Origin of the sequence: Leptospira noumeaensis (assembly GCF_004770765.1) — a bacterium.
Taxonomy (GTDB): Bacteria; Spirochaetota; Leptospiria; order Leptospirales; family Leptospiraceae; genus Leptospira_A; species Leptospira_A noumeaensis.
This window is the reverse complement of record NZ_RQFK01000007.1, coordinates 12,106-34,246: the sequence shown is the minus strand read 5'-3', so window position 1 is coordinate 34,246 and position 22,141 is coordinate 12,106. Positions and strand designations below refer to the sequence as shown.

Genomic DNA, 22,141 nt, shown 5'->3' with positions numbered 1-22,141 from the left:
ATAGCGGTGGGAAACTGAAATTGGTTCAAATCACCTTTCTCTCACTACAACGCTTTCAAAAAAGTACAAAAGTGATAGTTCACAAATTTAGAACACAAACAACTCTGCCCTAAGTGTGCAAAGAAAAACTGCGGCAGGTAACGGTAAATAAAATCAGCCGTACAGACCGTACCATCTTAGTATAAAAACTGATTTAACTAGGAAATAAGACTACAGAAAATAATAAAATTCGCGTATCAATATATTATAAATTATAGAATCAATTGTGTATTGCAAAAAAGAATCAAGAAAACAGATTGGCCAAAAGCCGTTTCCGATCAAGTTTCCAAAATTCTATACGACATAGTTCTGAAAACCTCTTTATATCTTAATTTATGAATTTTTTTTCATACGCCCCCTTGAATTTATGAATTTATTATGTTATAAATAGAGTCCATTCATAATGTATTCTAATTCAAAACCTGAGGCTGAGACGACAGAAATGTCCACGGATGATATGATTAAATCTTTTGCCGGTTCTTTATTCCCCTCGTTACCTACTGGAACCTACATCTTGCTCTCAGCCACTGGAGAAATTTTAGAAATCCATACCTCAGAAACAAATCCTTGGCAGTTGGATTCGAGTACCATTGGGAAATCTTTTGAAGAACTACTTCCTCAAAGTTATGTAAACTTGAGAGAAACCATAACTAAAGCAATGGAAACCGAAATTCCCTTTGCCTCTAGTTTTTCTTTTTCAAATTTTCAATTGCATATCAAAGTAGCTCCTTTTCTATTTCCCAACCAAACACAAAAATTTTTTCTAATCTCTGCTTTGGAAACCGCGGGAGACTCTGAAACTTTAGCGAACCTTTCCCAAGTAGAAAAAGCAGTCGTACAATACGAAGAAAATTTACATAAAGAAATCATCAAAATCTTTAATTGGCGCCACGAGATCGAAGGCAAAGGAAACCATAAAGATTGGATGGAAAAAGCCTTACCAAATCTCAATACATCCCTCATGCAAGGCTCTGGACTTGGTGCACTGGTAACAACGGTTGGTTCTTTGATCAGAAAGGCAAAAAAAGTAGGCGATCATTATGAAGTTCCTTCTGCTATCTTTGAACTGATTGACGACAACTTCCGTAGCACCAAAAAATTAGTTCAAACCTTAGCGGAAGCACAAATAGTTTTTGAAGGAAGTGCCAGCCAGACGGAAGCTTCTTCATTAAAAGAACTTCATTCTATGATCCAGGAAGAAGTCAGTTATCTTTCGGACATGGCTGCCATCAAAAATCAAAAGTTTCATCTCTCTAACTTACAAAATGGACATGATAATCACTTCAAATGTCATTTTAAATTATTAAGAACTGCCATTCGCGAGCTTTTAATCAATGCGATGAAATATGGGCCAGATAATTCCAGCATCTATATTCTATTTATGAGAGCAGGAAGTAAACTTTCTCTAAAAATTTTAAATTCTCCTATGGATTCTTCCATCCACCAATTTGATTTCAAAAAATCGGAAGAAATCATTTTATTCCAACCATTTTACCGTGTGAATAGATATGTAGATGAAAGGTTTTCTAAAGAGGAATTTGGATTAGGGCTTGGATTGCCAATTGTTAAAAAAATTTTAGAAGATATGAACGCAAAAATTTATTTTAGTGTTTTGGATTCGAATATTTACAAAGATAAATCGTCAGAAGTATCTGTAACTTTGGAATTTGACATTGTTTCTTAAAAACTAATTCATTCAGCAATGTTTCGATTTTTATAATTTTGGCTTAAATAGATTTTTTTGATCACAAGTAGGTGACGTGATGAACAACTTAGATATGGACTCTCTTTCTGATGAAAATGATGATTACGATGACGATGATACGTTAGACGGTCGCTTTTTAATCTTCTCACTCGCTGACCGAAGTTACGGGATCGAAATTAAATTCATCACCGAAATTGTAGGGATGCAAAATATAACAGAAATCCCCGACATGCCTACTTTTATCAAAGGAGTCATCAATCTTCGAGGAAAAGTAATCGCACTTATCGATGTTCGTGATCGGTTCCGAATGCAATCCATTGGATACAATGACAAAACTTGTGTCATCATTCTCAACGTAAACCAACAACTCATCGGACTTATTGTTGATACTGTTAAAGAGGTAATCAAAATCCCTCCAACAAACATGGAAGAAGCTCCAAAATTTGGAGACCACCAAGGCAATCAGTTCATTAAGTCAATAGCAAAGGTCAGCGACGATGTAAAAGTTTTACTCAATATCGAAAACCTTCTTAAAGATGAAGACCAACTTGCGTTAGATGCAGCAATTAATAATCAAACATAAAAAGAGGAATAAAAAATGTTTAATCTTAAATCCATGACAGTGAAAGGAAAATTGATCCTCGGATTCAGTTTGTTAGTTTTATTCATAGGTATAGGTACCGGATCAGGAATTTACAGTGTTAATATTTTTAACCAAAAAGTAACCGATTTGGTTTTGATATATTCACCTAAGGTTCAGTTATCTGAGAAAATCCGAACCAAATTTATGTGGCTTGCTCGAAACGAAAAAAACCTAATTCTTGATCAATCAATCGAATTAATGAATAAAAGAATCAGTGACCGGGCCATTTATACCAAAGAATTATTTGGATACATTGCAGACTTAGAAAAAATTGGGAATCCAAAAGACAAAGAAAAACTAGAAGAACTGAAAAGCGCATTCAAAGATTATGCAGATGCCTTTGAACTAGTCAAAGTAGTTGCTTTAAAGAATTTAACCCAACAAGCACAAGACATATCAACAGCCAAAGGTCGCCCAGCGGCAGATCGTTTTGATGCGGTAGCAGATGACATTGCTGCTATGGCTGCAGCCGATATGGACGAAGCCAACAAACTGACTGACGAACTTTACCAAGGAATTTTTATATTTATGGCAGCCCTTTTCGTAGTTTCTGCTGTCATTTCAACCTTAATCGCTGCTTGGATCATCATAAGCATCACCAAGGCACTTAACTCTGCCGTAGAAATTGCAGCCACTGTATCCACCGCAGCAGAACAAGTTTCTTCTACGGCTTTTTCTCTTAGCCAAGGTGCCAGTGAACAGGCAGCTTCGATCGAAGAGTCTACTGCCTCTATCGAAGAGATGTCATCTTCTGTTACCCAAAATTCACAGGCAGCAAACGAAACAAACGAAATTGCATCAAAGTCTGCGAATGAGACAACAAAAGGTAGAGAATCAGTATTTAAAACTCTTGATGCAATGAAAAATATCTCTTCCAAAATTAAAATCATCGAAGAAATCGCATACCAAACCAACTTACTTGCATTAAATGCTGCTATCGAAGCAGCTCGTGCCGGGAAACACGGAAAAGGATTTGCTGTCGTAGCTGACGAAGTTAGAAAACTTGCCGAAAGAAGTCAGGTGGCTGCCCAAGAAATCAACCAACTTTCTTTTAACAGTGTTTCCCTAGCGGAAGAAGCCGGAAAAGTCATTGAAGAAATTGTTCCTAGCATTCAAAAAACCGCGGAACTAGTTTCATCCATCGCCGATGCATCTAGCGAACAATCCTCAGGAATCAACCAAATTTCTCTAGCCATGACTCAAATGGATCAAACAACTCAAATTGCAGCATCATCATCTGAAGAGTTAGCAGCAACTTCCAATCAGTTAAAAGAACAATCAACCCACCTAATGGAAATTATGGGAACACTAGTCTCTATTGATAAAGAAAAACTCACGCACAATAAACAGAAAAAAAACGTTCCGAACAAACCTGGTGATCTCAAAAACATTGCAGCTGAATTTGGGAAAAATAATAAATCCTCCAATGTTTTTGGTTCTGGGCATGAACACGCTGCTTTGACTGAAAAATTCTGAGTTAAGTTATGGGAAGAGAACAGCTCTTACTCGATTTTATCCCTGAGGGATTTGAACTCATAGAGGTTTGCGAATCAGCAATTCTTTCTATTGAAGAAATCAATGATAGATCAGGTGATTATGATGAAGAGTTAATTAATAACTTATTCAGGGCCGTCCATACCTTTAAAGGTTCTAGTGGATTACTCAAACTGGAAAGTTTAGTAAAAATTTCTCACGAAGCAGAAACCCTAATGGATATTTTGCGAAAAGAAAAATTACTGCCGGACGAAGATATATGCCAAGTATTAATTAACACCTGTGACCAGCTCCGAAGATTGTTACAAAAGGTAGATGAAACCAAATCTAACCCGGAACTAGATGAAGAGTCGGAAACAATCATTGAAGTTCTCAAACGAGAAATCAAGCAATTGATGCAAAATACAAATGTTTCAGAAGCAGAAGTCAAAACAAGTGAACCAAAGAAAAAAAGTTACGAAATTTTTGGAGAAGAATCTGAAAATGTTTCTGCCGCATCCGTAATAAAAAAACCAGCATTTGAAATTTTTGGTGAGTCATCTACGCCCACACCTCCTCAATCTGAAGAAGTTAAAAATCCTGAGATTCTTAAACCTCAAATTAATACGGAAAAACAACTCCAGGATTCAGTTACCCAAACAAAAACCCCGATCGACAAAGATGGAATGAATGCTCCCACAGCAGTCCACAAAAAAGAAATCAAAGTCGCCAATGAAAAGTTAGATGCTCTGATGGATTTAGTTGGCGAACTAGTCATTGCGGAATCGAACGTGACCCAACACCCGATGTTGAAATCGTTACGAAACGAAGATTTTAATTCTTCGATCAATCGACTTCGTAAAATTGTTTTAGATCTACAAGAAGTTGCACTCTCCACACGAATGATACCAATTAGTGGGGTTTTTCATAAAATGTCTCGTCTCATACGAGATCTACAAAAAAAAGCCAATAAAAAAGTGGCGCTGTATATCAGTGGAGAAGAAACTGAAATCGACAAATCCATTGTTGATTTAATTGCAGATCCTATTATACATATTCTAAGAAACTCAATCGATCATGGAATTGAAAACACAGAAGAACGTTTATTATCAAATAAACCTGAAGTAGGATCCATCCAACTCAGCGCAAAACAATCCGTTAACGAAGTTTGGGTGATGATTCGTGACGATGGAAGAGGACTGAACAGAGAAAAAATAATCAAAAAATCAATCGAAAGAGGAATTCTTTCTGGTGATACTGATCAACTTTCAGATAAAGAAGTGTATAATCTAATTTTTGTACCGGGTCTTTCAACTGCAGAATCAGTAACGGATATTTCTGGCCGTGGTGTCGGCATGGATATTGTTCGTCAAAACGTAGAAAGGATGGGCGGAAAAATTGAAATCCATAGTCGTTACGGCATGGGCACTAGTTTTATCTTAAGAATTCCATTATCCCTTGGAATTATGGAAGGAACCGTTGTTCGCATAGGATTTAAATTTTTTACAATCCAAACAACAGAACTGAGAGAGTTCATTAGCCTTCGTGATAGAGAAGAAATTCCCTTGGAAGACAATCAAAAGGTAATCGATGTTAGAGGAGTATTCATCCCCATCTTTGACATCAATCAAATTTTAAACCACAGAGAAGAAATTCCTTATGATGGTTTGGATCCACTTATGATTGTCCTTGAATATGAAAAAAAACTAATAGGGATCCGAGTTGATGAAATCATCGGCAACCAAAACGTTGTCATCAAACCACTACAAGGAATTTTAGAAGAAGCAAATGGGGTAAACGGATTTACTATTCTCGGCAGTGGGAATGTTAGTTTGATCTTGGATGTTAAATCCATTTTTCAAAAAATGCAAAGAATCGACTAATGATAAAGTTACTCATTGTTGATGATCAATCGGTTGTACGAAAAGTTCTTTCTGAGATGTTTATTGGTGATAAAAACATACAAGTTGTTGGAACAGCAGCAAATGCCTTGGAAGCCAAACGATTGATTCCCCAACTCCTTCCTGACGTAATTAGTTTAGATGTGGACATGCCTGGAATGTCAGGCATCGAATTTTTGGACTGGCTTATGCCCAACTTCCCTACTCCAGTAATTATGCTTAGCACCTATACAGAGACAGGTGCCAATGCAACAATCCAAGCACTTGAAAGAGGTGCGATGGATTTTGTAAAAAAACCAGATGGTACTGAAGCTGATTTTTTGCGAATGTTAGACGAACTAACAAACAAAATTAAAAAGTTAGGTTTAGGTGCAAAACCCAAACAATACATCACAAATTCCCAACCAAAACTGGTAAGCCCAAAAGGCAAACAAACAAACATCAAACTAATTGCCATTGGAGCCTCAACTGGGGGAACCCAAGCATTAGATTTCATTTTACATGCATTACCCAACGACCTGCCACCTATTGTTGTTGTACAACATATGCCTGAACATTTTACAACCTTGTTTGCGCAAAGGCTCAACCAAACCACCGGTCTTCCGGTAAAAGAAGCCGCGCATGGAGATATTCTAGAAAAAGGTCATGTTTATTTAGCACCCGGTGACCAACATCTTCTTGTTCGTCGTATGGCAGGCCGTTATTATTTAGAAATCGAAATGTTTGATAAAGTTAGTGGCCATCGTCCATCAGTAGATGTTATGTTCAACTCAATCTCAAAAGGGAAGATGGGAGATCATTGTTTAGCAATTCTACTCACAGGAATGGGAAGAGATGGAGCCAGTGGATTAAAAGGAATCAGAGATGCTGGCGGACGAACCATTGGCCAAGATGAAGAGTCTAGTGTAGTTTACGGAATGCCTAAAGAAGCATTTTTGTTAGGTGGTGTAGAAAAACAAGTAAGCCTTTCCGCCATACCCGATGTTATTTTACAATATTTATAATGAAAGAGGAGATTCAATATGTCAAAAAAAATATTACTTTGTGATGATGCACCAACTGCCCTAAAACTCATGGAGATGGTACTTGGTGATGAGGGTTACGAAATATTCAAAGCAGAAAATGCAGAGCAGGCAATAAAAAGTCTAGAACTCAATGGTCCTTTTGATGGTTGTGTATTTGATGTCAACATGCCAGGAAAAAATGGAATCGAATTATCTCGTGATTTTTTAGCACACCCAAAAGGAGCTGGAGCCAATATTGTGATTGTTTCCACAGAATCTAGCGATCATTTACGCCAAGCAGGAAAAGACGCTGGTGTAAAAGCTTGGATCGTCAAACCTTTTGATGATGAAGATTTGATCGAAGTATTGAAACGGATCACTACCTAAAATGTATAAATAGCCGTTTTTTTAACCATCCTTTCGCGAACCTTCGTTTCAAAATGTCTTTCTTGTGTGAGAATTTCAGTAGATAGGTTCGCAGGTAACCTTGTTATAAAAACATCATAACTATCCGTATGGAAAACCAACTTTCGATACAACTCTCCACCCGTGTCTTCACTGATGATTGGGATTTTTTCTGTTTGCAAAAAACTTTTAACAAACGTTACGTTTTTAGGACCAGCATTACTCGTTGTTAGTTTCAAAGTCTGAGATCCACCAAATATTTTTGCTTTTAATTCGTTACGAGGAATATTGAGTTTAACAAATTCGTTGATGATAAGCTCCATAGAAGTTATCCCATACCGTGAACTTTTTTTTTCTTCTATTTTATCGTTACTTCCAGGTAACAGAATATGATTGATGGCGCTATGTTTTGTTTTTTCGTGAAATAAACAGACAGAAACGCAAGATCCCAAAATAGTCCGGACTTCATAATTTCCAGAGGTAAAATAAGCTTCACCAATATTTAGAAAAACTTGCTGTTTCATAGAAAACGATACATTAGGCAGAGATATATTTTCATAATTATCGGAGAAATAAATTTGTCATTCCAAATTATTTTTCTGATTCATTTAGTCGCGGATCCGACCTAAACACAAATCACAATTCCCACAAATCTCAAAAGGAGAATCAAAATATTCATGGATAAACTTTCTTCTGCAATCTTGTGTTTTTGTATAAAGAACCGTTTGATAGAGTCGTTTCTGGTTTTCCTTTTTTTTATCCAATAATTCTGATTCTGAAAAAATCGAATCTGACCAAGTGGACTCAATTTGTAAAGTTCCGCGTTCGATATCCCCAGAAATAAGACCTTTGCTTGCCAATAAACTTAGAGCTGTTTGGATTCGATGGTCTCCTTTGTTCTTATAAGTCATATAAGATTGTAAAGTTTCATAATCCAAACTTGGTAATTCAGTTTGTTTTTGCACCAGCGTATGAAATAACTTTTTCAAATACAACACATCTGGGTTTTGCCATTCAATAAATTCCATTTGTACACTGAGATCATCTTGGCAATAATAAAGCCTACAATCAGAAGGGTGCCCATCTCTCCCAGCGCGGCCAATTTCTTGATAATACGATTCAATACTCCCTGAAATTTGTGCATGGTAAATATTACGAATATTTGGTTTATCAATTCCCATTCCAAAAGCGTTAGTAGCAAGTAGTAGCCCCTCCTCCGATTTAAGAAATAATGATTGGATTTTATTTCTTTGATCTGGAGAAAGTTTGCCGTGATACGAAAAATGTCTTTTATTTTTTGTATCCAAAAAGTGGCTAAACTTTTCTAATTCGCCAATCAAACTAAAATAGATAATACTTGCTCCTTTCGATTGATTTAAATCGTCTAAAATTGTTTTGTATTTTGATTCCGAATCAAAACAATCCTTTACAGATAACTTCAAATTAGGACGAAACAAACCATTATCAAAAATCTGAATTTCCTCTTTGGGAAATCCCAGTTGAGTGATGATATCGCCTTGTACTCGTTTGGAGGCAGTTGCCGTCAGTGCAATTGTAGTTGGAGAACCTAAAATTTCACGAAACCAAGCAACCTTAGTATAGTCAGGCCTAAAATCATGACCCCATTGGCTGATACAATGCGCCTCATCAATGGCAAGAAGAGAAATATTGATTCCCCTGAGTGCATCCAAAAATTCTTTTTTTTGAAATCTTTCCGGTGAAATATATACTATTTTATACTCTCCGGATTTTAGTTTCTCATACCGATCCAACCTTTCCTTTTTTCCCAAACTCGAATTGATAAATGTTGTTGGAACAGCTTTACTTTGTAAGGCAGCGACTTGGTCTTTCATGAGAGCAATCAGAGGAGAAATGACAACACATGTTCCAGGCAAAATGAGAGCCGGGATTTGATAACACAAAGATTTACCCATCCCCGTCGGCATAAGGACGAGAGTATGTTTGTTCGAGAGAACATGTTTGATGATAGTTTCCTGGTTTCCACGGAACTGGGAAATACCAAAAACTTCACAAGACTGTTTTAAATCTAAAGATGTTGGGAGAGATATTTTATGATCAATATTCAGAGTCTATACCTAACTCTAATGATCTTAATACCTAGTTAGAGTCATTTATTTTTTTAAAATTCTAGGACTCGTGTGTGACGAGAAAAACTTCGATCGGCTTTAGCTTTCCTTTTACAGTTTCTTCCGCAACAAACTTAGTCTGAAATAATTCAGGCCTTTCTAAACCAGCAATCGTAGATCCAGAAACCAGAATGTCGGCAGAATATTTTTTTGTTAATCCTTCTAAACGAATACATGGAAACATTTCCCGGAATGCTAACGGATAGTAGGAGATTGTCAATCGAATTCGATCCTAAAGAAGAACAAGGAAAGGCAAAAACATCGACCATTGATCAATATAATTCCACCAATGAAGTAAGAACGATTCATTCACACAGAATCTACTGGTATTAAATCCAACGAATCATCTTACAAAAATTACGGTGTAATACTAAACGTTAATAATGTAACTACACTTTTAATCCCGTTTGTTATAAAGAAATGAACAAAGTCAAAACAGAAAAGATACCCAAAGAACTTGACAATCGATTTTAGAACTTTAAACTTTTGTAATCTAAAGGAGGCTAGATGAAATTAAAATTCTCAATGATCATTTCGATTTGTATTTTTTTTACGCTGATTGTATCCATTACGGCGCAAAAGGGACAACAGTATGAAGCAAAACCACATGGTGGATTTACAAAAAATTTATCAGGCACTTGGGATTGTGGTGACTTTGGGAAACTAACACTCAAACAAAATGGAATTTCAGTCACTGGTGTTTATGATACCAACGGAGGGAGTATTAGAGGAACCATCACTGACAATACATTTAGTGGGGTCTGGTCTGAATCAGAAACTGGTGATTCCGGAGCGTTTGAGTTCAAACTAGCAATCAAACGTATGACTCCAGACCCAACACATTTAGAAGGAAAGTGGAACCACACAAACGATCGTAAATGGCAGACTGGTTGGAACTGCGTCAAATAAGATTATGATAGGAACAATCGTAAAATCTGTTTTGATTATCGCAGGATTCATTGCATTAGGTGGGCTCATTGGTTTTTTTGGACCTTTCATCATTGCACAATTCGATCAAAATCCTGCTTGGTCTATGATCACAATGATTACAGTACCAATAGGTTTTCATATAGGACTTGTCATCGGGTTATTTTGGGTTTTTGGATTTACCTTTCCAGGAGTCATCGTTCCTTTAATTACAAGTCTTGGTTTAGTTACAATGGTTTATTATCTAATTTTTAATCAGTAGGTGTTATGAAATTTCTTTTTACTTTCTTCATTCTCTTTATACCATTATTTGCCAGGCCCAATCTTCCCATCTCTTTTGAAGAAAATGGGCTTTATGGTTTTAAAAATAAATCGGGCAAAGTCATCATCAAACCCCAATACCAACATGTGATGGACTTCACTAAAGAATCAGTCAGTTTTGTTGTGAATGAGAACAAGTGGGTATGTATCGATACCAAAAACAAAATTCTTTTGGAAACCTTTGTTTATGATAATGGACCTGATTATTATTCAGAAAAACTCGCAAGGTTTGTAGAAAATGGTAAGTTCGGTTTTTTTGATTCTCGTTGTAAAAAACAAATCCCAGCAACTTATGATTTTGTTTTTCCTTTCGAAAATGGTTTTTCTATCGTATGTAATGGCTGTAAATTACAACCAGAGGAAGAACATTCAAGGATCGTAGGAGGAAAGTATGGTGCAATAAATAAAACAGGCAAACTAGTCATTCCCATCGAATTTGAATCAATCAATTCCATCGATGCAAAAAAGAAAACAGCCAACGTTACCAACAACAAAACAAAAAGCACAATCAACTTCAAATAGAGAATCACAATGCCAATTCGAATGACAGATGACGACAAGGAGCCAGAAGAAGAATCAAAATCAGAAGGAAGTTCTTTTTTTCTAATAGCGATTATCGCCTTCCTCGGTGGACTTATTTTCAAATACCCCAAGGTAATGATCCCGATTCTGCTGATAGGTCTACTTGGACTCATTTGTATTGGAAGTATTTCAGATGATTCTAATACAGAAGAAGATCATTCCACCGAATCTCTGTCAGATGGCCCTCATAAATTAGGTGCAAAGTTTGATGCAAAAAAATATGACGAAACTCCTATTTATGAACCTCTTTCAAAAGATTCTGAGAATACATTACCTTCCGAAATTTCGTTACTCAAATACGCGCCCAGAAGACAAAGCCAAGGGGAACAAGGTTCATGCACAGGCTGGGCAGTTTCCTATGCAGCTCGTACCATTTTACTTGCAAAAGCAACAGGAGAAGATCCAAACAAAGTTAGTTTTAGTCCTGCTTACCTTTTCAATCAAAACACAGATAGAAATTGTGATGGGGCTTACCCTGTCGACTTACTGGAAGATTTAAAAAAACAAGGGAATTTACAATTTTCAGAATTTCCTTACAATGAAAATTCGTGCCGCAACAAACCTTCGTCAGAACAAAAAGAAAAAGCAAAAGAGTTTCGAATTGAAGGTTATCAGCGACTAACAGAAGATGATGAAAAATACGAAACAGACATTGATTCGATAAAACAATATTTATCTCAAGGTTCTCCTGTCGTGATTTCGATGGAAGTTGGTGGAACTTTTTTAGACCTAAACAAAGCAGTTTGGATTCCCACTTCAGAGGATTACAAAGCAGTCAAACGTTATAAAAAAGGAAAAGATTCATCGGGAGACTGGGGTGGTCATGCAATGACTGCCATCGGTTATGATGATAACAAAGAAGGTGGTGCCATCCAAATCATGAATTCCTGGGGAGAACGATTTGGCCATAAAGGAATTTTTTGGCTTCGTTATGAAGATTTTAATCTATTTGTGAGAGAGGCCTATGCTCTTTACCCTCCAAAAACTTTTGCACCTAACGAAACCTTTTCTTACCAACTAGGTCTGGTCGACAATGCCACCAAAGATTTCATCCAATTAGAACAAATTAAAGACAATGTCTACAAAACGAAAAATCCAATTAAAATTGGGACTCGATTCAAAGTCAGTGTAAAAAACGAAAAACCAATATATCTTTATATTTTTGGACAAGAAACAGATGGTAGCTCCTATGTTTTATTTCCCTATACTGAAAAACATAGCCCTTATTGCGGAACCAGTGGTGTAAGAGTTTTTCCCAAAAAACAAAGTTTAGAAGTGGATAACTTTGGTAAAAAAGATAGTATCGTTATTGTTTTCGCAAAAAAGCAGTTAGACTACAAATCAATCAATGGTACCGTCAATCGCTCTAAATCAAATTCTTATTTAGAAAAATTCCAATCAGCAACTAAAACAAAACTATCGAAAACATCCCAATTTGGAAAGGATGGAGATAAAATTGAATTGGTTTCCACTGATCATGATCCGAACACAATAGACTTTGTATTCGTTGAGTTTGATAAAGAATAAGAGAACCATCTTTCCAAAAACGTGACAGAAAATATTGTTTCTTTAAATATAACTAATGTTACCGCTGATTGTACTCTCTGCGGAAATGGGATAAAAGCATCTTACGAAGTATATGATGATGCAAACCATATGAATGGTGATGGCTGTAGTAATACTTTTACCATTGAGCCTGGATTCACTTGCAATAATACATCACCCTCTGCCTGCACCAATTAGTTTAGGATGAATTTAAGTTGGGTTCCCATTCTAATTTTGACTAGTTGTTTCAGAATCCGAATCAATTCGGAGCTTTGACAAGTTCAAAATACCTGTGACAACATGATCCAGATTTTTACGATGGCAGTGCTGGGTGGAATTGATTTCATCGGATTTTTTAAAAATGAATTGGAAACTTTTTATTGGGTTACTTTGTCTTTGTGGTTGCGTACAACTCCCACAAAACACTCCTGTGGCAACCAAAGGACAAATTGATTTTAGGAATTGGGATTTCCAAGAATCACATCCTCTTAATGGTGAGTGGGTTTTTCACTGGAAACATTTCATTCCACCAAAATCTACCCTTTCGGAAAATGCCAAGGGTTCTAATTCCACAAAGATAAATTCCGAACAGTTGTCCAGTTTTCAAAAAATTGGAGAAAGATGGAAAAATAAAGGGGAAGGCAGAGGATATGCTACTTACCAATTAAATATTTTATTCCCTGAATCCGCAAAAGAAAATATATATGCCCTTCGATTCTTTCAAACCGGTGGAGCAGCAATGTCTATCTATGTCGATGGAGTTTTGCAACTCAAACTAGGTGAAGTTGGAAACACTAAGGAAACAATGGTACCCACTCGTAGTTCAGGGATTGTTCTTCTTACTCATCCGGAGATAGAAACAAAAATCCTTGTCCATATTTCTAATTATTATCATGATGATGGAGCTTTTTGGTACCCACCTGTTTTAGGACTTCAAAAAAATATATACCACCAATCGTTTTTAGAAATCACAAGAGATTCCCTACTCACTGGTGCTCTTTTGTTTATGGCATTCTATCACTTTGTGGTGTTTTTATTTAGAAGGAACCGGTCGTTAATTTTTTACTTTGGATTGTATAGTTTCGTTATTGCTTTACACTCCATTTCACTGAACGGAGATTCTCTATATTATTTATTTCCGAATGTTCCTTATCGATTGGCGTTTGCGCTGTCTTTGGTTTTTTTCTTAGCATTACCTGCTTATCTTTTATTTTTAACAGAAAGATTTCCAAATCACTTTTCCAAACGAATTACCAATTTTTTAGTAATAACCTCTTCATCATTGTTTATATTTGTTTTAGTGACACCGTCTGAATGGGGATCACAAACTACATTCTATGGTATATTTCTCACCATCCTTGGTTTATTTTACTCGATCGTTTGTATCACTTATGCAGCGGTTCAGAAAAAAGAAATGGCCATTCCTTTGTTACTGATCCAAGTTTTTTTATTTTTAGCAGCGATCAATGATACCCTTTTTCTCTACGGGATATTCAATTACTTTTTAATCCTTAAATATTCTTATCTTTCCACAGTTTTATTTCAATCTTTAGTTCTCGCATCGTATTTCACAAAATCGTTTATCAAAAACGAAACCCTTGGAAAAGAACTTACGGCACTCAATGAATCTCTGGAAAAAACAGTCATTCTGCGTACAAATGAATACAAAGAAGCAAAACAAATTGCCGAAGAGGCCAATGAATGGAAAGACAAGTTCATATCTCTTGTGGCACATGATTTACGTTCACCACTTAGTACTGTTTATTCTGCCTTAACCATCGTAACGGACAAAGATTCTACCGAAGAAGAAAAAACTCATATTTACAAACAAGTGTTTGTTATTTTAGAAAATGCCATGTCCACTGTGGAACATTTATTAAACCTAAACCGGTTCCGAAGAAACCAAGGACAATTTCTTTTACAAGTAACAGATAATCGTCTTATCGAAGTTACAAATTCTCTGAAGGCTTCAGTCTCATATGATCTACAAAAAAAATCCTTACAAATGGATTGGGACATTTCTGAAACGGCAACCGTCTATGCAGATCCTTCCATTTTGAAAGAAATCCTTCGTAACCTAATCACAAACGCAATTAAATTCAGTAATCCTAATGGTTGGATCCGAGTCAGTTCAGAAGAACTAAGTGATTTTACTACAATCGCGATTGAGGATGGTGGCCAAGGGATTTCACTAGAATATCAGAAAGAAATTTTTACTAACCCTAAGCCATCACTGGGAACCTTGGGTGAAAAAGGATTTGGGATTGGTCTTAAACTTTGTTTGGAACTCATGCGTCTCCATGGTGGAAACATCAAAGTGGAATCTGAACCAGAGAAAGGTAGTAAGTTTATTTTAGAGTTTCCGAAAAAAAATTAAGATAACAAAGTTTGGTCGGCCAAATTTCTTACTTCGTTTATTTTTTAATTTCTATCATTGACAAAACTTAATTTTGTCAATAAATTTACTGATTAGATCATGAAATCTAAAATTATAAAAGTTTCCATTTTTGCCTTCATTCTGTTACAAACTTGTAAACTTGAGGATATCTGTAATCCCAACGATGTGAATACAAAATGTGGTTTAACTAATGATCTAATCATAACAAATTGCCAAATATCCACTTCTCCACCGGCTATTCCGAAAAATTTAAATGGTACGCCAAACAATGGGAAAATCACATTAAATTGGAATGATAGTTATTGTGCCAGCCAGTATAATGTTTATTGGTCAACAACACCCAATGTAAATATTGTTACGGCAAACAAAATAGTAACACAAGAAGCAAAACTCACACATTCAGGAATCATCAACGGTGTTACCTATTATTATAAAATTTCTGCCGAAAATTCTTTGATCCGAAAGGAAAGTGGTTTGTCAGACGAAGTGTTTTTTTCACCATCTATGGCAACTTTAAAAACATTTATTACTGGGGCTACATACTCAATACCCACAATTGGGAGCGTTGCCGGTGCCGATTCCATTTGTAATAGTGATGGTGGCAAACCGTCTGGTGGTTCCACATACAAAGCATTACTTGTAGATGAATCTGGATGTAGTTCATTGCCTTGCCGTAGGGCTTCCATCACTGCCAATGTGGGAGACGGACAAATTGATTGGGTATTGAAACCTAATACAAATTATGTGAGAGCCGATGGAGTGACTCCAATTATGACAACCAATGCAAATGGGCTTTTTATTTTTGGAACGTTAACCAATAGTTGGACAACGGCTGCTGTGACCGGGATCAGTGGAATGGCGGGAACATGGAATACTTTTTCAAACTCGAGCTGTTCCAATTATAGTAATGGCGCAACCGGGACGGTAACAACAACACAATACAACCAAACTGGGAGCGGATCCCTTTCTAGTGCTGGTTTAAGCTGTACCAACTCTTATTCTTTACTTTGCATTGAACAATAGAAAAAATATTTTTGATTGAAACTTTGATTTCAGTTCTTAGTCCATTGGCTCTAGAAACTGAAATCAAAGAAAGTTACTAAAAACTTAATTCCAATTATTGGTTTTTGGTTTTGCAATGTTCACTTTCATTTCACGGTTTAGAATATTCTTTCCGTTTAAATCATTGATTGCATTGTCTGCATCTTTACGTTCTTTCATTTCGATAAAACCGAAACCTTTAGATCCACCAGTGTACTGGTCTGTAATGATTTTTGCAGAAGATACTGCTCCGTGTACTGAAAAAAGCTCATTCAACTTGTTTTCCGTCATTTCGTAAGAAAGGTTGCCTACATAGATATTTACTGACATTTGATTTCCTCAAATTTTAATTTTGACTCTTACATTTTAATGGATTAGAAACGACTTTCCCGGAAGGAGATTAGGTAAAAACACAACGAAAATGCAGAGGAAAACTTTTAAAGGAGATCAGGATGCAAGAAAGTGAGGACTACTTAGAGGTTAAAAAAACTATATTACTTCGAATCACTTACCAGTATTATATTTGTCCTAAAAAATAGCAAGGCAGATAAAACTTTTTGTTTGAACAACTAGTCAGTTTGGACTTTCTTCCTTCAATGAAAATCCATCGAACGATCTGAAAGTAAAAAACTTCCGAGTTTTTCCCTATGAAATATCTTGATTAAAATCCAAAACCTAGGACAATAGTGATACTTATAGGGAATCAAATGAAGAAAATCACATTGCCATTGGTATTTTTTCTTCTTTGTTCCTGTTCGTTACCTTCGCTCACTCGCAGCCCACTAGATTTTTTAGCATTCCTACGTTTTTTTACAGGCCCACAGTTTACAGGACATAGTATCGGTGGAGTGGTCTCTGGACTCCTACCGGGAACTTCCGTCACAGTTACGAACAACCAAGAATCGGTGACAGTGAGTTCCGATGGAAACTTTATTTTTCCAACCAAACTCAGTTCAGGACAAAGTTACGACGTTAGTTTTGTGACCAATGGTGTTGGACTCATTTGTTCCATTGCCAATTCCCAAGGTGTTGTACAAAGTAGCAATATAACAAACGTAAGTATCACCTGTGGGCTTGGCTCAAACTTTTATGAAGTCGGTGTGAATGTCTCCGGCTTAAGCGGAACCATTACGGTTCAAAATAATGCCGTCGATACTTTAAATATTTCCACCACTGGCCTTACTAAATTTACAACACTTGTACCAACGGGCAACAATTATGCAGTGACCATTACATCACAACCGGTTGGTACAATCTGTTCGTTTGATGATCCTAATTTATCAGTGGGAACTATTGTCGCTGCCAATGTAACAATATTCATCACTTGTGTAACAGGATACCTTGTGGGAGGGAATATTCACCCGAATCCAAGTGCAGATCTCGGAACTAGTTTGATAGGAAGAAAATCTTTTCTAAGAACCAGAGTTGGATCTTATCCTACGAATGCTGGTGGTGGTGGCGCTGTCACAGGGGGAGCCGTTGCCACCGCGGGGCCAACAGCAGCACGTTTCAACGGGCCAGCAACAATTATCACTGATGGCAATTTTATTTATGTTGCAGATAGTGTAAATGCAGTCATCAGAAAGATTGATAAATCGAATGGAACCACAACCATCCTTGCCGGTGGAAATTCAGGTGGAGGAACTGTTTGCCCGGGTACTGTCACAACCAATTGCCAAGATGGAGTGGGAACCGCAGCGCAGTTTAACGGTCTTGTTGGTCTCACAACAAATGGTAACAATTTATTTGTTTTAGAATCTTCTGGTAGACGGATTAGAAAAGTCAATCTGGCAACATCCGTAGTATCGACGTTAGCTGGAAGCGGAAGTGCGGCTTCGGCGGATAACGTTTCCGGAATTTTAGCCTCTTTTAATAATCCTTCCTCCATTACCATTTTTAATGGGAGTTTGTATGTAGTTGATCGTGGAAATTGTACCATTCGTGTGATCAACCCTAATACAACTGCCGTTAGTACCATTGCTGGAGGGGCCACTCTTTGTAGTTTCGCCGACGACACAACGGGAACTAATGCTCGCTTTGTGTCTCCCATAACTGCGATTGGTTTAGGTGGATACCTTTATATTACGGATCTTGCGGGAGTGGGCGGACATAAAATTCGCAGACTTTCCTTAAGTGGTACTAATGCAGTGGATACAATTGCTGGTGATGGTGTGCAAGCGTCTACAGATGGAATAGGAACGGCGGCCCAGTTCAATGACCCGCATGGACTCACAACCGACGGAACCAATTTGTTTATCTCTGAATGGTCAGGACATAAAATCAGACATCTAAACTTATCAACCAGTAAAGTCACAACCCTTGTGGGAAGTAGTTCGGGATATTCTGACAATACTGGTGGAATGGGTCTTTTGAATTTTCCTGGATATCTACTTTCCGATGGTCTTAATATTTATATTTCGGATTCTGGAAATCATTCCATCCGTTACTTAGAACCTTCCGAATTACTTCGCTATACCTTTGATGGAAATTCAAATGATTCGATAGGAACAAACCATGGTTTGGTGACTGGTGCACCTACTCCCACAATGGATGAAAATGGCCTCGCCAGTGGAGCTTATGAATTTCATGGAAGTCCCGAAGTCATCCAGTCGACGTCAAATATTACACCTCAGATTTCCGATAATTTAACCGTTTCCGCATGGGTTTATCCTGCGGGAAATGCCGGTTCTCAGTTTTTGTTTTATAATGGAATGGGTGGTTCCAATGGTTATGGTGTTATATTTGATGGAGCCACTCGAAAGCTAAGTATTTCCCTAGGTGCAGTTGCTTCCAGTGGCAACACGACCATGAGTCTTCCTTTGAATCAATGGTCACATGTAGTACTCACACGTTCTTATCCAAATTGGAAAATTTACATCAACGGTAAAGCAGATCCTCTCGCTTTTTCCACGAACCCAAACCCGCCAGCAAACACTTTTAAAGCGGGAGATGCAGGAAATGGTTTTTATTTCAAAGGAAAAGTTTCCGACCTTCGTTTTTTTAACGGTGGCCTCGATAACGATGAAATCCAAAAACTAGCCGTTCAAATACCTTCTGGACTCGTCACCTATTACCCGTTTAATGGGAATGCCAAAGACTACGGAAGTGCCGGAAACCACTTAAACATCTCTGGTGCCATCACTACAAATGATAGAAGTGGTCATCCCAGTGGAGCCTATTATTTTAATGGTGCCTCCTATATGCAAAAATTATCTCCGAGTGGTTTACCCACAGGAAATAGTCCGAGAACCGTTTGCGCCTGGTTCAATACTTCCAACTCCGCCGGCCAATACATTGTAGGATTTGGGACGATGGCTGCTTCGTCAGGGAATGGGCTTGTGATCACTTCCACCGTGACTGGAATGTTTGGAACCACTGACGATGTCACCATCTTTCACGAAGGATTTATGAACCAATGGATGCACCTCTGTGGTGTGTATGATTCCTCAACGGTTTATATCTATGAAAATGGTGTTTTGCGAACTTCCATGAACAAATCTTGGACTACTGCCGTAAGTCCTAATTTGGAAGTAGGAAGACTCATCAATGGTGCTGCTAATTTTTCCGGAGATCTGGATGAAATAAGAATTTATGATCGTGTTTTATCTCTTTCGGAAATTCGAACTCTTTCCGGCCACTACCCGACTCAGGTAAGTTCGTGGAACCAAACACCTGCTAGTAGTAGTTTGAAATTTTATCTTATGCCAGAAGCCGCTTCTTTTGGTCCAGGAGCTTGCAGTGGAGGAGCTAATTGTGTGGGCGTTGTGGATGACCGGAGCGGGAACGGACTGCATGTCAGCCAAGGTACGGGAGCCCAACAGCCAATTTTTAATTCCACAGGGATCAATGGATCCAAAAGTTTACGTTTTGTGGATACAGTAGGAACATTCTTAACTAGAGCCTGTACACCTGAATTAAACACTGCTGCTAACACAATCTTTGCTGTATATAATGATATGAACGTAGCTGGCAGCGATGGAATTTTTCATAATGGCACATCAGGTAAGTTACTGTACTTACCTGATTCAGCTGGAAATCAACTCGCCTTATTTGACCTACAATTAAATTCTATTCGGATGGTCACCAACGGAAATTACAGTTCTATCAATGAATTCGTTCTTATGGCTCTCGATTATGATGGTACTTCCGGAAATATTTTTAAAGGAGGTAGCGTTGTTGCTTCCACTAGTTTTGGCGCTCCCGCTTACAGTTGTTCTGGTGGACAATTGGACATCGGTAGATACTATTGGGGTTCAGGAGCACCTGCATCTGATGGTGACTATTTAGATGGTTTTATGGGAGATTTGATCTATTTCGACCAAGTCCTGTCCACTGGTGACCGACACATTGTTGAATGTTATCTTTCCAATAAGTATAGTCTTCCTCTCAGTCATTCCTGTCCATAATCTAATCAAAAATCTAATTTGTCTTTGGGCAAATGTATTTCCGTTTGAATCAAATCTCCTACACCTAACTTTTGTTCCTGAATCCCCTTTAGCACCATAAATGGACGAGGAAACCATAAAGCTACCTCATCTGTATCTTCGTTTACTTGCATCACCTCGGCTTCCATCGAATTAAGATTTTTTTGTCTAAAAATTTCCATTGGATGCCCACTGGAATGGATTTGCCCCTCCGAAACCAAATAAACTTTTTTAGACAATTTGATAAGTTCCGGAATTTCATGGCTGATCAGAATGATCGTCATTTGTAACCGGTTCTGCAATGATTGGATGAGGGAAACAATTTGATTACGGATCCTATGGTCTAAGGACGTAAAGGGTTCGTCTAAGAAAAGATACTTGGGTTTTTGTATGAGAGCACGAACAAGGGCCAACCTTTGTTTTTGTCCCCCAGACAATCCTTCAACTTTTTGATCCAATAAATCGCCTACTTCTGCAATAGAAATTAAATCCTTTAAAAAAGACTGGTCGCCCTTTCCCTTAGGAAAGGCAAACTCCAAGTTTTCGCGCACATTCATATTCGGGTATAAAGAAGATTCTTGGAATAAAAAACCAATGGATCTAGAAACAATGGGTAGGTTTATTTTTTTTTCGGAATCAAACCAGGTTTGTCCATCAACAGATATGAAACCTCGGTCAGGAGTTAGTAGTCCCGAAAGCATTTTTAAAAAAGTTGTTTTTCCAACACCAGATTCTCCAAAGAGGGAATTTGTTTGGTATAGAGGAATTTCACATTGAAAATCAAAATGCAGAGTTTTTGATGATTTTGATATAAAAGTTTTTTGGATGTCTATTTTGATCATACGAAACTCAAACTAACAACTAACTTTTTCCGGCCAAAACCATAGTTAAATTTCTCTTATAACGGAAAAGAAAAAGAAGAACTGTCATAGAGATAACCACTAAAATCGCTGCATACAAATGTGCTGAAAAATAATTCATCGCCTCAACCTCTTCAAAAATTGCAATCGAAGCTACTTTTGTTTTTCCTGGGATACTTCCTCCAATCAAAAGCACTACACCAAACTCACCAATGGTGTGTGCAAAAGTTAATACCATTCCGGCTAATATGGCTGCTTTACAATTAGGAAGGATCACGCGGAACAAAATAGTAAGTTTAGATTTACCGAGTACAATTGCCGTTTCTATGTAAGATTTTGCAATAGAGGAAAATCCAACTTGGAAGGCCTGCAACATAAATGGCAAACTGAATAACAAAGATCCGACAAGGATACCAAAAAAACTAAACGCGATTCGGAAGTGAAATACTTCTTCAATCCATTTTCCAGGAAAACGATTAGGACTAAAAAGTAGTAAAAGGTAAAAACCAAGAACAGTGGGCGGTAAAACCAATGGTAAATTCAATATTGTTTCGAATACAAAACGATATCGAAAAGAGGAAAAAGTTAGCCAATAAGCAATGGGAACTGTGATCACAACCAAAACAATAGTTGTTAAAAAAGCAAGTTTTAGTGTTAATAACAAGGGATCTATATCAACTAACATAAATCATACTACCTATATAATTCCTTGATCTCAAAAAAGAT

The 22,141-nt window shown here is 37.3% G+C and carries 20 protein-coding genes; 14 read left to right on the top strand and 6 right to left on the bottom strand.

What is annotated here, in order from left to right:
- Positions 1-442: 442 nt before the first annotated feature.
- The 6 genes from EHQ24_RS00280 to EHQ24_RS00255 all read left to right on the top strand — a co-directional run bounded on the left by EHQ24_RS00280 (position 443) and on the right by EHQ24_RS00255 (position 7,152).
- Positions 443-1,723, top strand: coding sequence for a sensor histidine kinase (locus EHQ24_RS00280; RefSeq protein WP_244310241.1), 1,281 nt, complete (start codon positions 443-445; stop codon positions 1,721-1,723).
- A 79-nt stretch (positions 1,724-1,802) separates the two neighbouring features.
- Entirely contained in the window at positions 1,803-2,327 is a 525-nt protein-coding gene (locus EHQ24_RS00275) for a chemotaxis protein CheW (protein WP_135599725.1), read from the top strand.
- 15 nt (positions 2,328-2,342) lie between these two features.
- On the top strand, positions 2,343-3,863 hold the full coding sequence (locus tag EHQ24_RS19495; RefSeq protein ID WP_135599724.1) for a HAMP domain-containing methyl-accepting chemotaxis protein: 1,521 nt from the start codon (positions 2,343-2,345) through the stop codon (positions 3,861-3,863).
- 8 nt (positions 3,864-3,871) lie between these two features.
- Entirely contained in the window at positions 3,872-5,743 is a 1,872-nt protein-coding gene (locus EHQ24_RS00265; protein ID WP_135599723.1) for a chemotaxis protein CheA, read from the top strand.
- Positions 5,743-6,765, top strand: a complete 1,023-nt coding sequence (locus EHQ24_RS00260) for a protein-glutamate methylesterase/protein-glutamine glutaminase (RefSeq protein WP_135599722.1) — start codon at positions 5,743-5,745, stop codon at positions 6,763-6,765. The genes EHQ24_RS00265 and EHQ24_RS00260 overlap by 1 nt, the downstream gene beginning before the upstream one ends.
- Positions 6,766-6,783: 18 nt before the next feature.
- The gene (locus EHQ24_RS00255; RefSeq protein WP_135599721.1) at positions 6,784-7,152 is read left to right on the top strand and encodes a response regulator; all 369 of its coding nucleotides are present in this window, start codon (positions 6,784-6,786) and stop codon (positions 7,150-7,152) included.
- Here EHQ24_RS00255 and EHQ24_RS00250 read toward each other — a convergent pair.
- The 3 genes from EHQ24_RS00250 to EHQ24_RS00240 all read right to left on the bottom strand — a co-directional run bounded on the left by EHQ24_RS00250 (position 7,149) and on the right by EHQ24_RS00240 (position 9,501).
- Entirely contained in the window at positions 7,149-7,694 is a 546-nt protein-coding gene (locus EHQ24_RS00250; protein WP_135599720.1) for a chemotaxis protein CheD, read from the bottom strand. The genes EHQ24_RS00255 and EHQ24_RS00250 overlap by 4 nt on opposite strands.
- An 84-nt stretch (positions 7,695-7,778) precedes the next feature.
- On the bottom strand, positions 7,779-9,239 hold the full coding sequence (locus tag EHQ24_RS00245; RefSeq protein WP_135599719.1) for a RecQ family ATP-dependent DNA helicase: 1,461 nt from the start codon (positions 9,237-9,239) through the stop codon (positions 7,779-7,781).
- A 79-nt stretch (positions 9,240-9,318) separates the two neighbouring features.
- Positions 9,319-9,501: a hypothetical protein gene (locus tag EHQ24_RS00240; protein WP_135599718.1), complete on the bottom strand. Its 183-nt coding sequence runs from the start codon at positions 9,499-9,501 to the stop codon at positions 9,319-9,321.
- Positions 9,502-9,824: 323 nt separating this feature from the next.
- On the opposite strand from EHQ24_RS00240, the gene EHQ24_RS00235 reads away from it, so the two are divergent.
- The 7 genes from EHQ24_RS00235 (at position 9,825) to EHQ24_RS00205 (ending at position 16,113) form a co-directional block, all read left to right on the top strand.
- Positions 9,825-10,226: a hypothetical protein gene (locus EHQ24_RS00235; protein WP_135599717.1), complete on the top strand. Its 402-nt coding sequence runs from the start codon at positions 9,825-9,827 to the stop codon at positions 10,224-10,226.
- A 4-nt stretch (positions 10,227-10,230) separates the two neighbouring features.
- Positions 10,231-10,506, top strand: coding sequence for a hypothetical protein (locus EHQ24_RS00230; protein WP_135599716.1), 276 nt, complete (start codon positions 10,231-10,233; stop codon positions 10,504-10,506).
- A 5-nt stretch (positions 10,507-10,511) separates the two neighbouring features.
- On the top strand, positions 10,512-11,087 hold the full coding sequence (locus EHQ24_RS00225; protein ID WP_135599715.1) for a WG repeat-containing protein: 576 nt from the start codon (positions 10,512-10,514) through the stop codon (positions 11,085-11,087).
- 9 nt (positions 11,088-11,096) lie between these two features.
- Entirely contained in the window at positions 11,097-12,674 is a 1,578-nt protein-coding gene (locus EHQ24_RS00220) for a C1 family peptidase (RefSeq protein ID WP_135599714.1), read from the top strand.
- 21 nt (positions 12,675-12,695) lie between these two features.
- Positions 12,696-12,890, top strand: coding sequence for a hypothetical protein (locus tag EHQ24_RS19445; protein ID WP_135599713.1), 195 nt, complete (start codon positions 12,696-12,698; stop codon positions 12,888-12,890).
- Positions 12,891-13,053: 163 nt separating this feature from the next.
- Entirely contained in the window at positions 13,054-15,069 is a 2,016-nt protein-coding gene (locus EHQ24_RS00210) for a sensor histidine kinase (protein WP_135599712.1), read from the top strand.
- Between the two features lie 99 nt (positions 15,070-15,168).
- Positions 15,169-16,113, top strand: coding sequence for a DUF1554 domain-containing protein (locus EHQ24_RS00205; protein ID WP_135599711.1), 945 nt, complete (start codon positions 15,169-15,171; stop codon positions 16,111-16,113).
- An 84-nt stretch (positions 16,114-16,197) separates the two neighbouring features.
- Here the strand turns inward: EHQ24_RS00205 and EHQ24_RS00200 are convergent, their stop codons facing one another.
- Positions 16,198-16,461, bottom strand: coding sequence for an RNA recognition motif domain-containing protein (locus tag EHQ24_RS00200; protein WP_100744458.1), 264 nt, complete (start codon positions 16,459-16,461; stop codon positions 16,198-16,200).
- 377 nt (positions 16,462-16,838) lie between these two features.
- Here EHQ24_RS00200 and EHQ24_RS00195 point away from each other — a divergent pair, with 377 nt between their 5' ends.
- Positions 16,839-20,537 carry a LamG-like jellyroll fold domain-containing protein gene (locus tag EHQ24_RS00195; protein WP_135599710.1) on the top strand — a complete coding sequence of 1,233 codons (3,699 nt, stop codon included), beginning with the start codon at positions 16,839-16,841 and terminating at the stop codon, positions 20,535-20,537.
- A gap of 5 nt (positions 20,538-20,542) precedes the next feature.
- Here EHQ24_RS00195 and EHQ24_RS00190 read toward each other — a convergent pair whose 3' ends face one another.
- The gene (locus tag EHQ24_RS00190) at positions 20,543-21,397 is read right to left on the bottom strand and encodes an ATP-binding cassette domain-containing protein (protein WP_135599709.1); all 855 of its coding nucleotides are present in this window, start codon (positions 21,395-21,397) and stop codon (positions 20,543-20,545) included.
- A gap of 19 nt (positions 21,398-21,416) precedes the next feature.
- Positions 21,417-22,100, bottom strand: a complete 684-nt coding sequence (gene modB, locus EHQ24_RS00185; RefSeq protein WP_135599708.1) for a molybdate ABC transporter permease subunit — start codon at positions 22,098-22,100, stop codon at positions 21,417-21,419.
- Positions 22,101-22,141 lie beyond the last annotated feature (41 nt).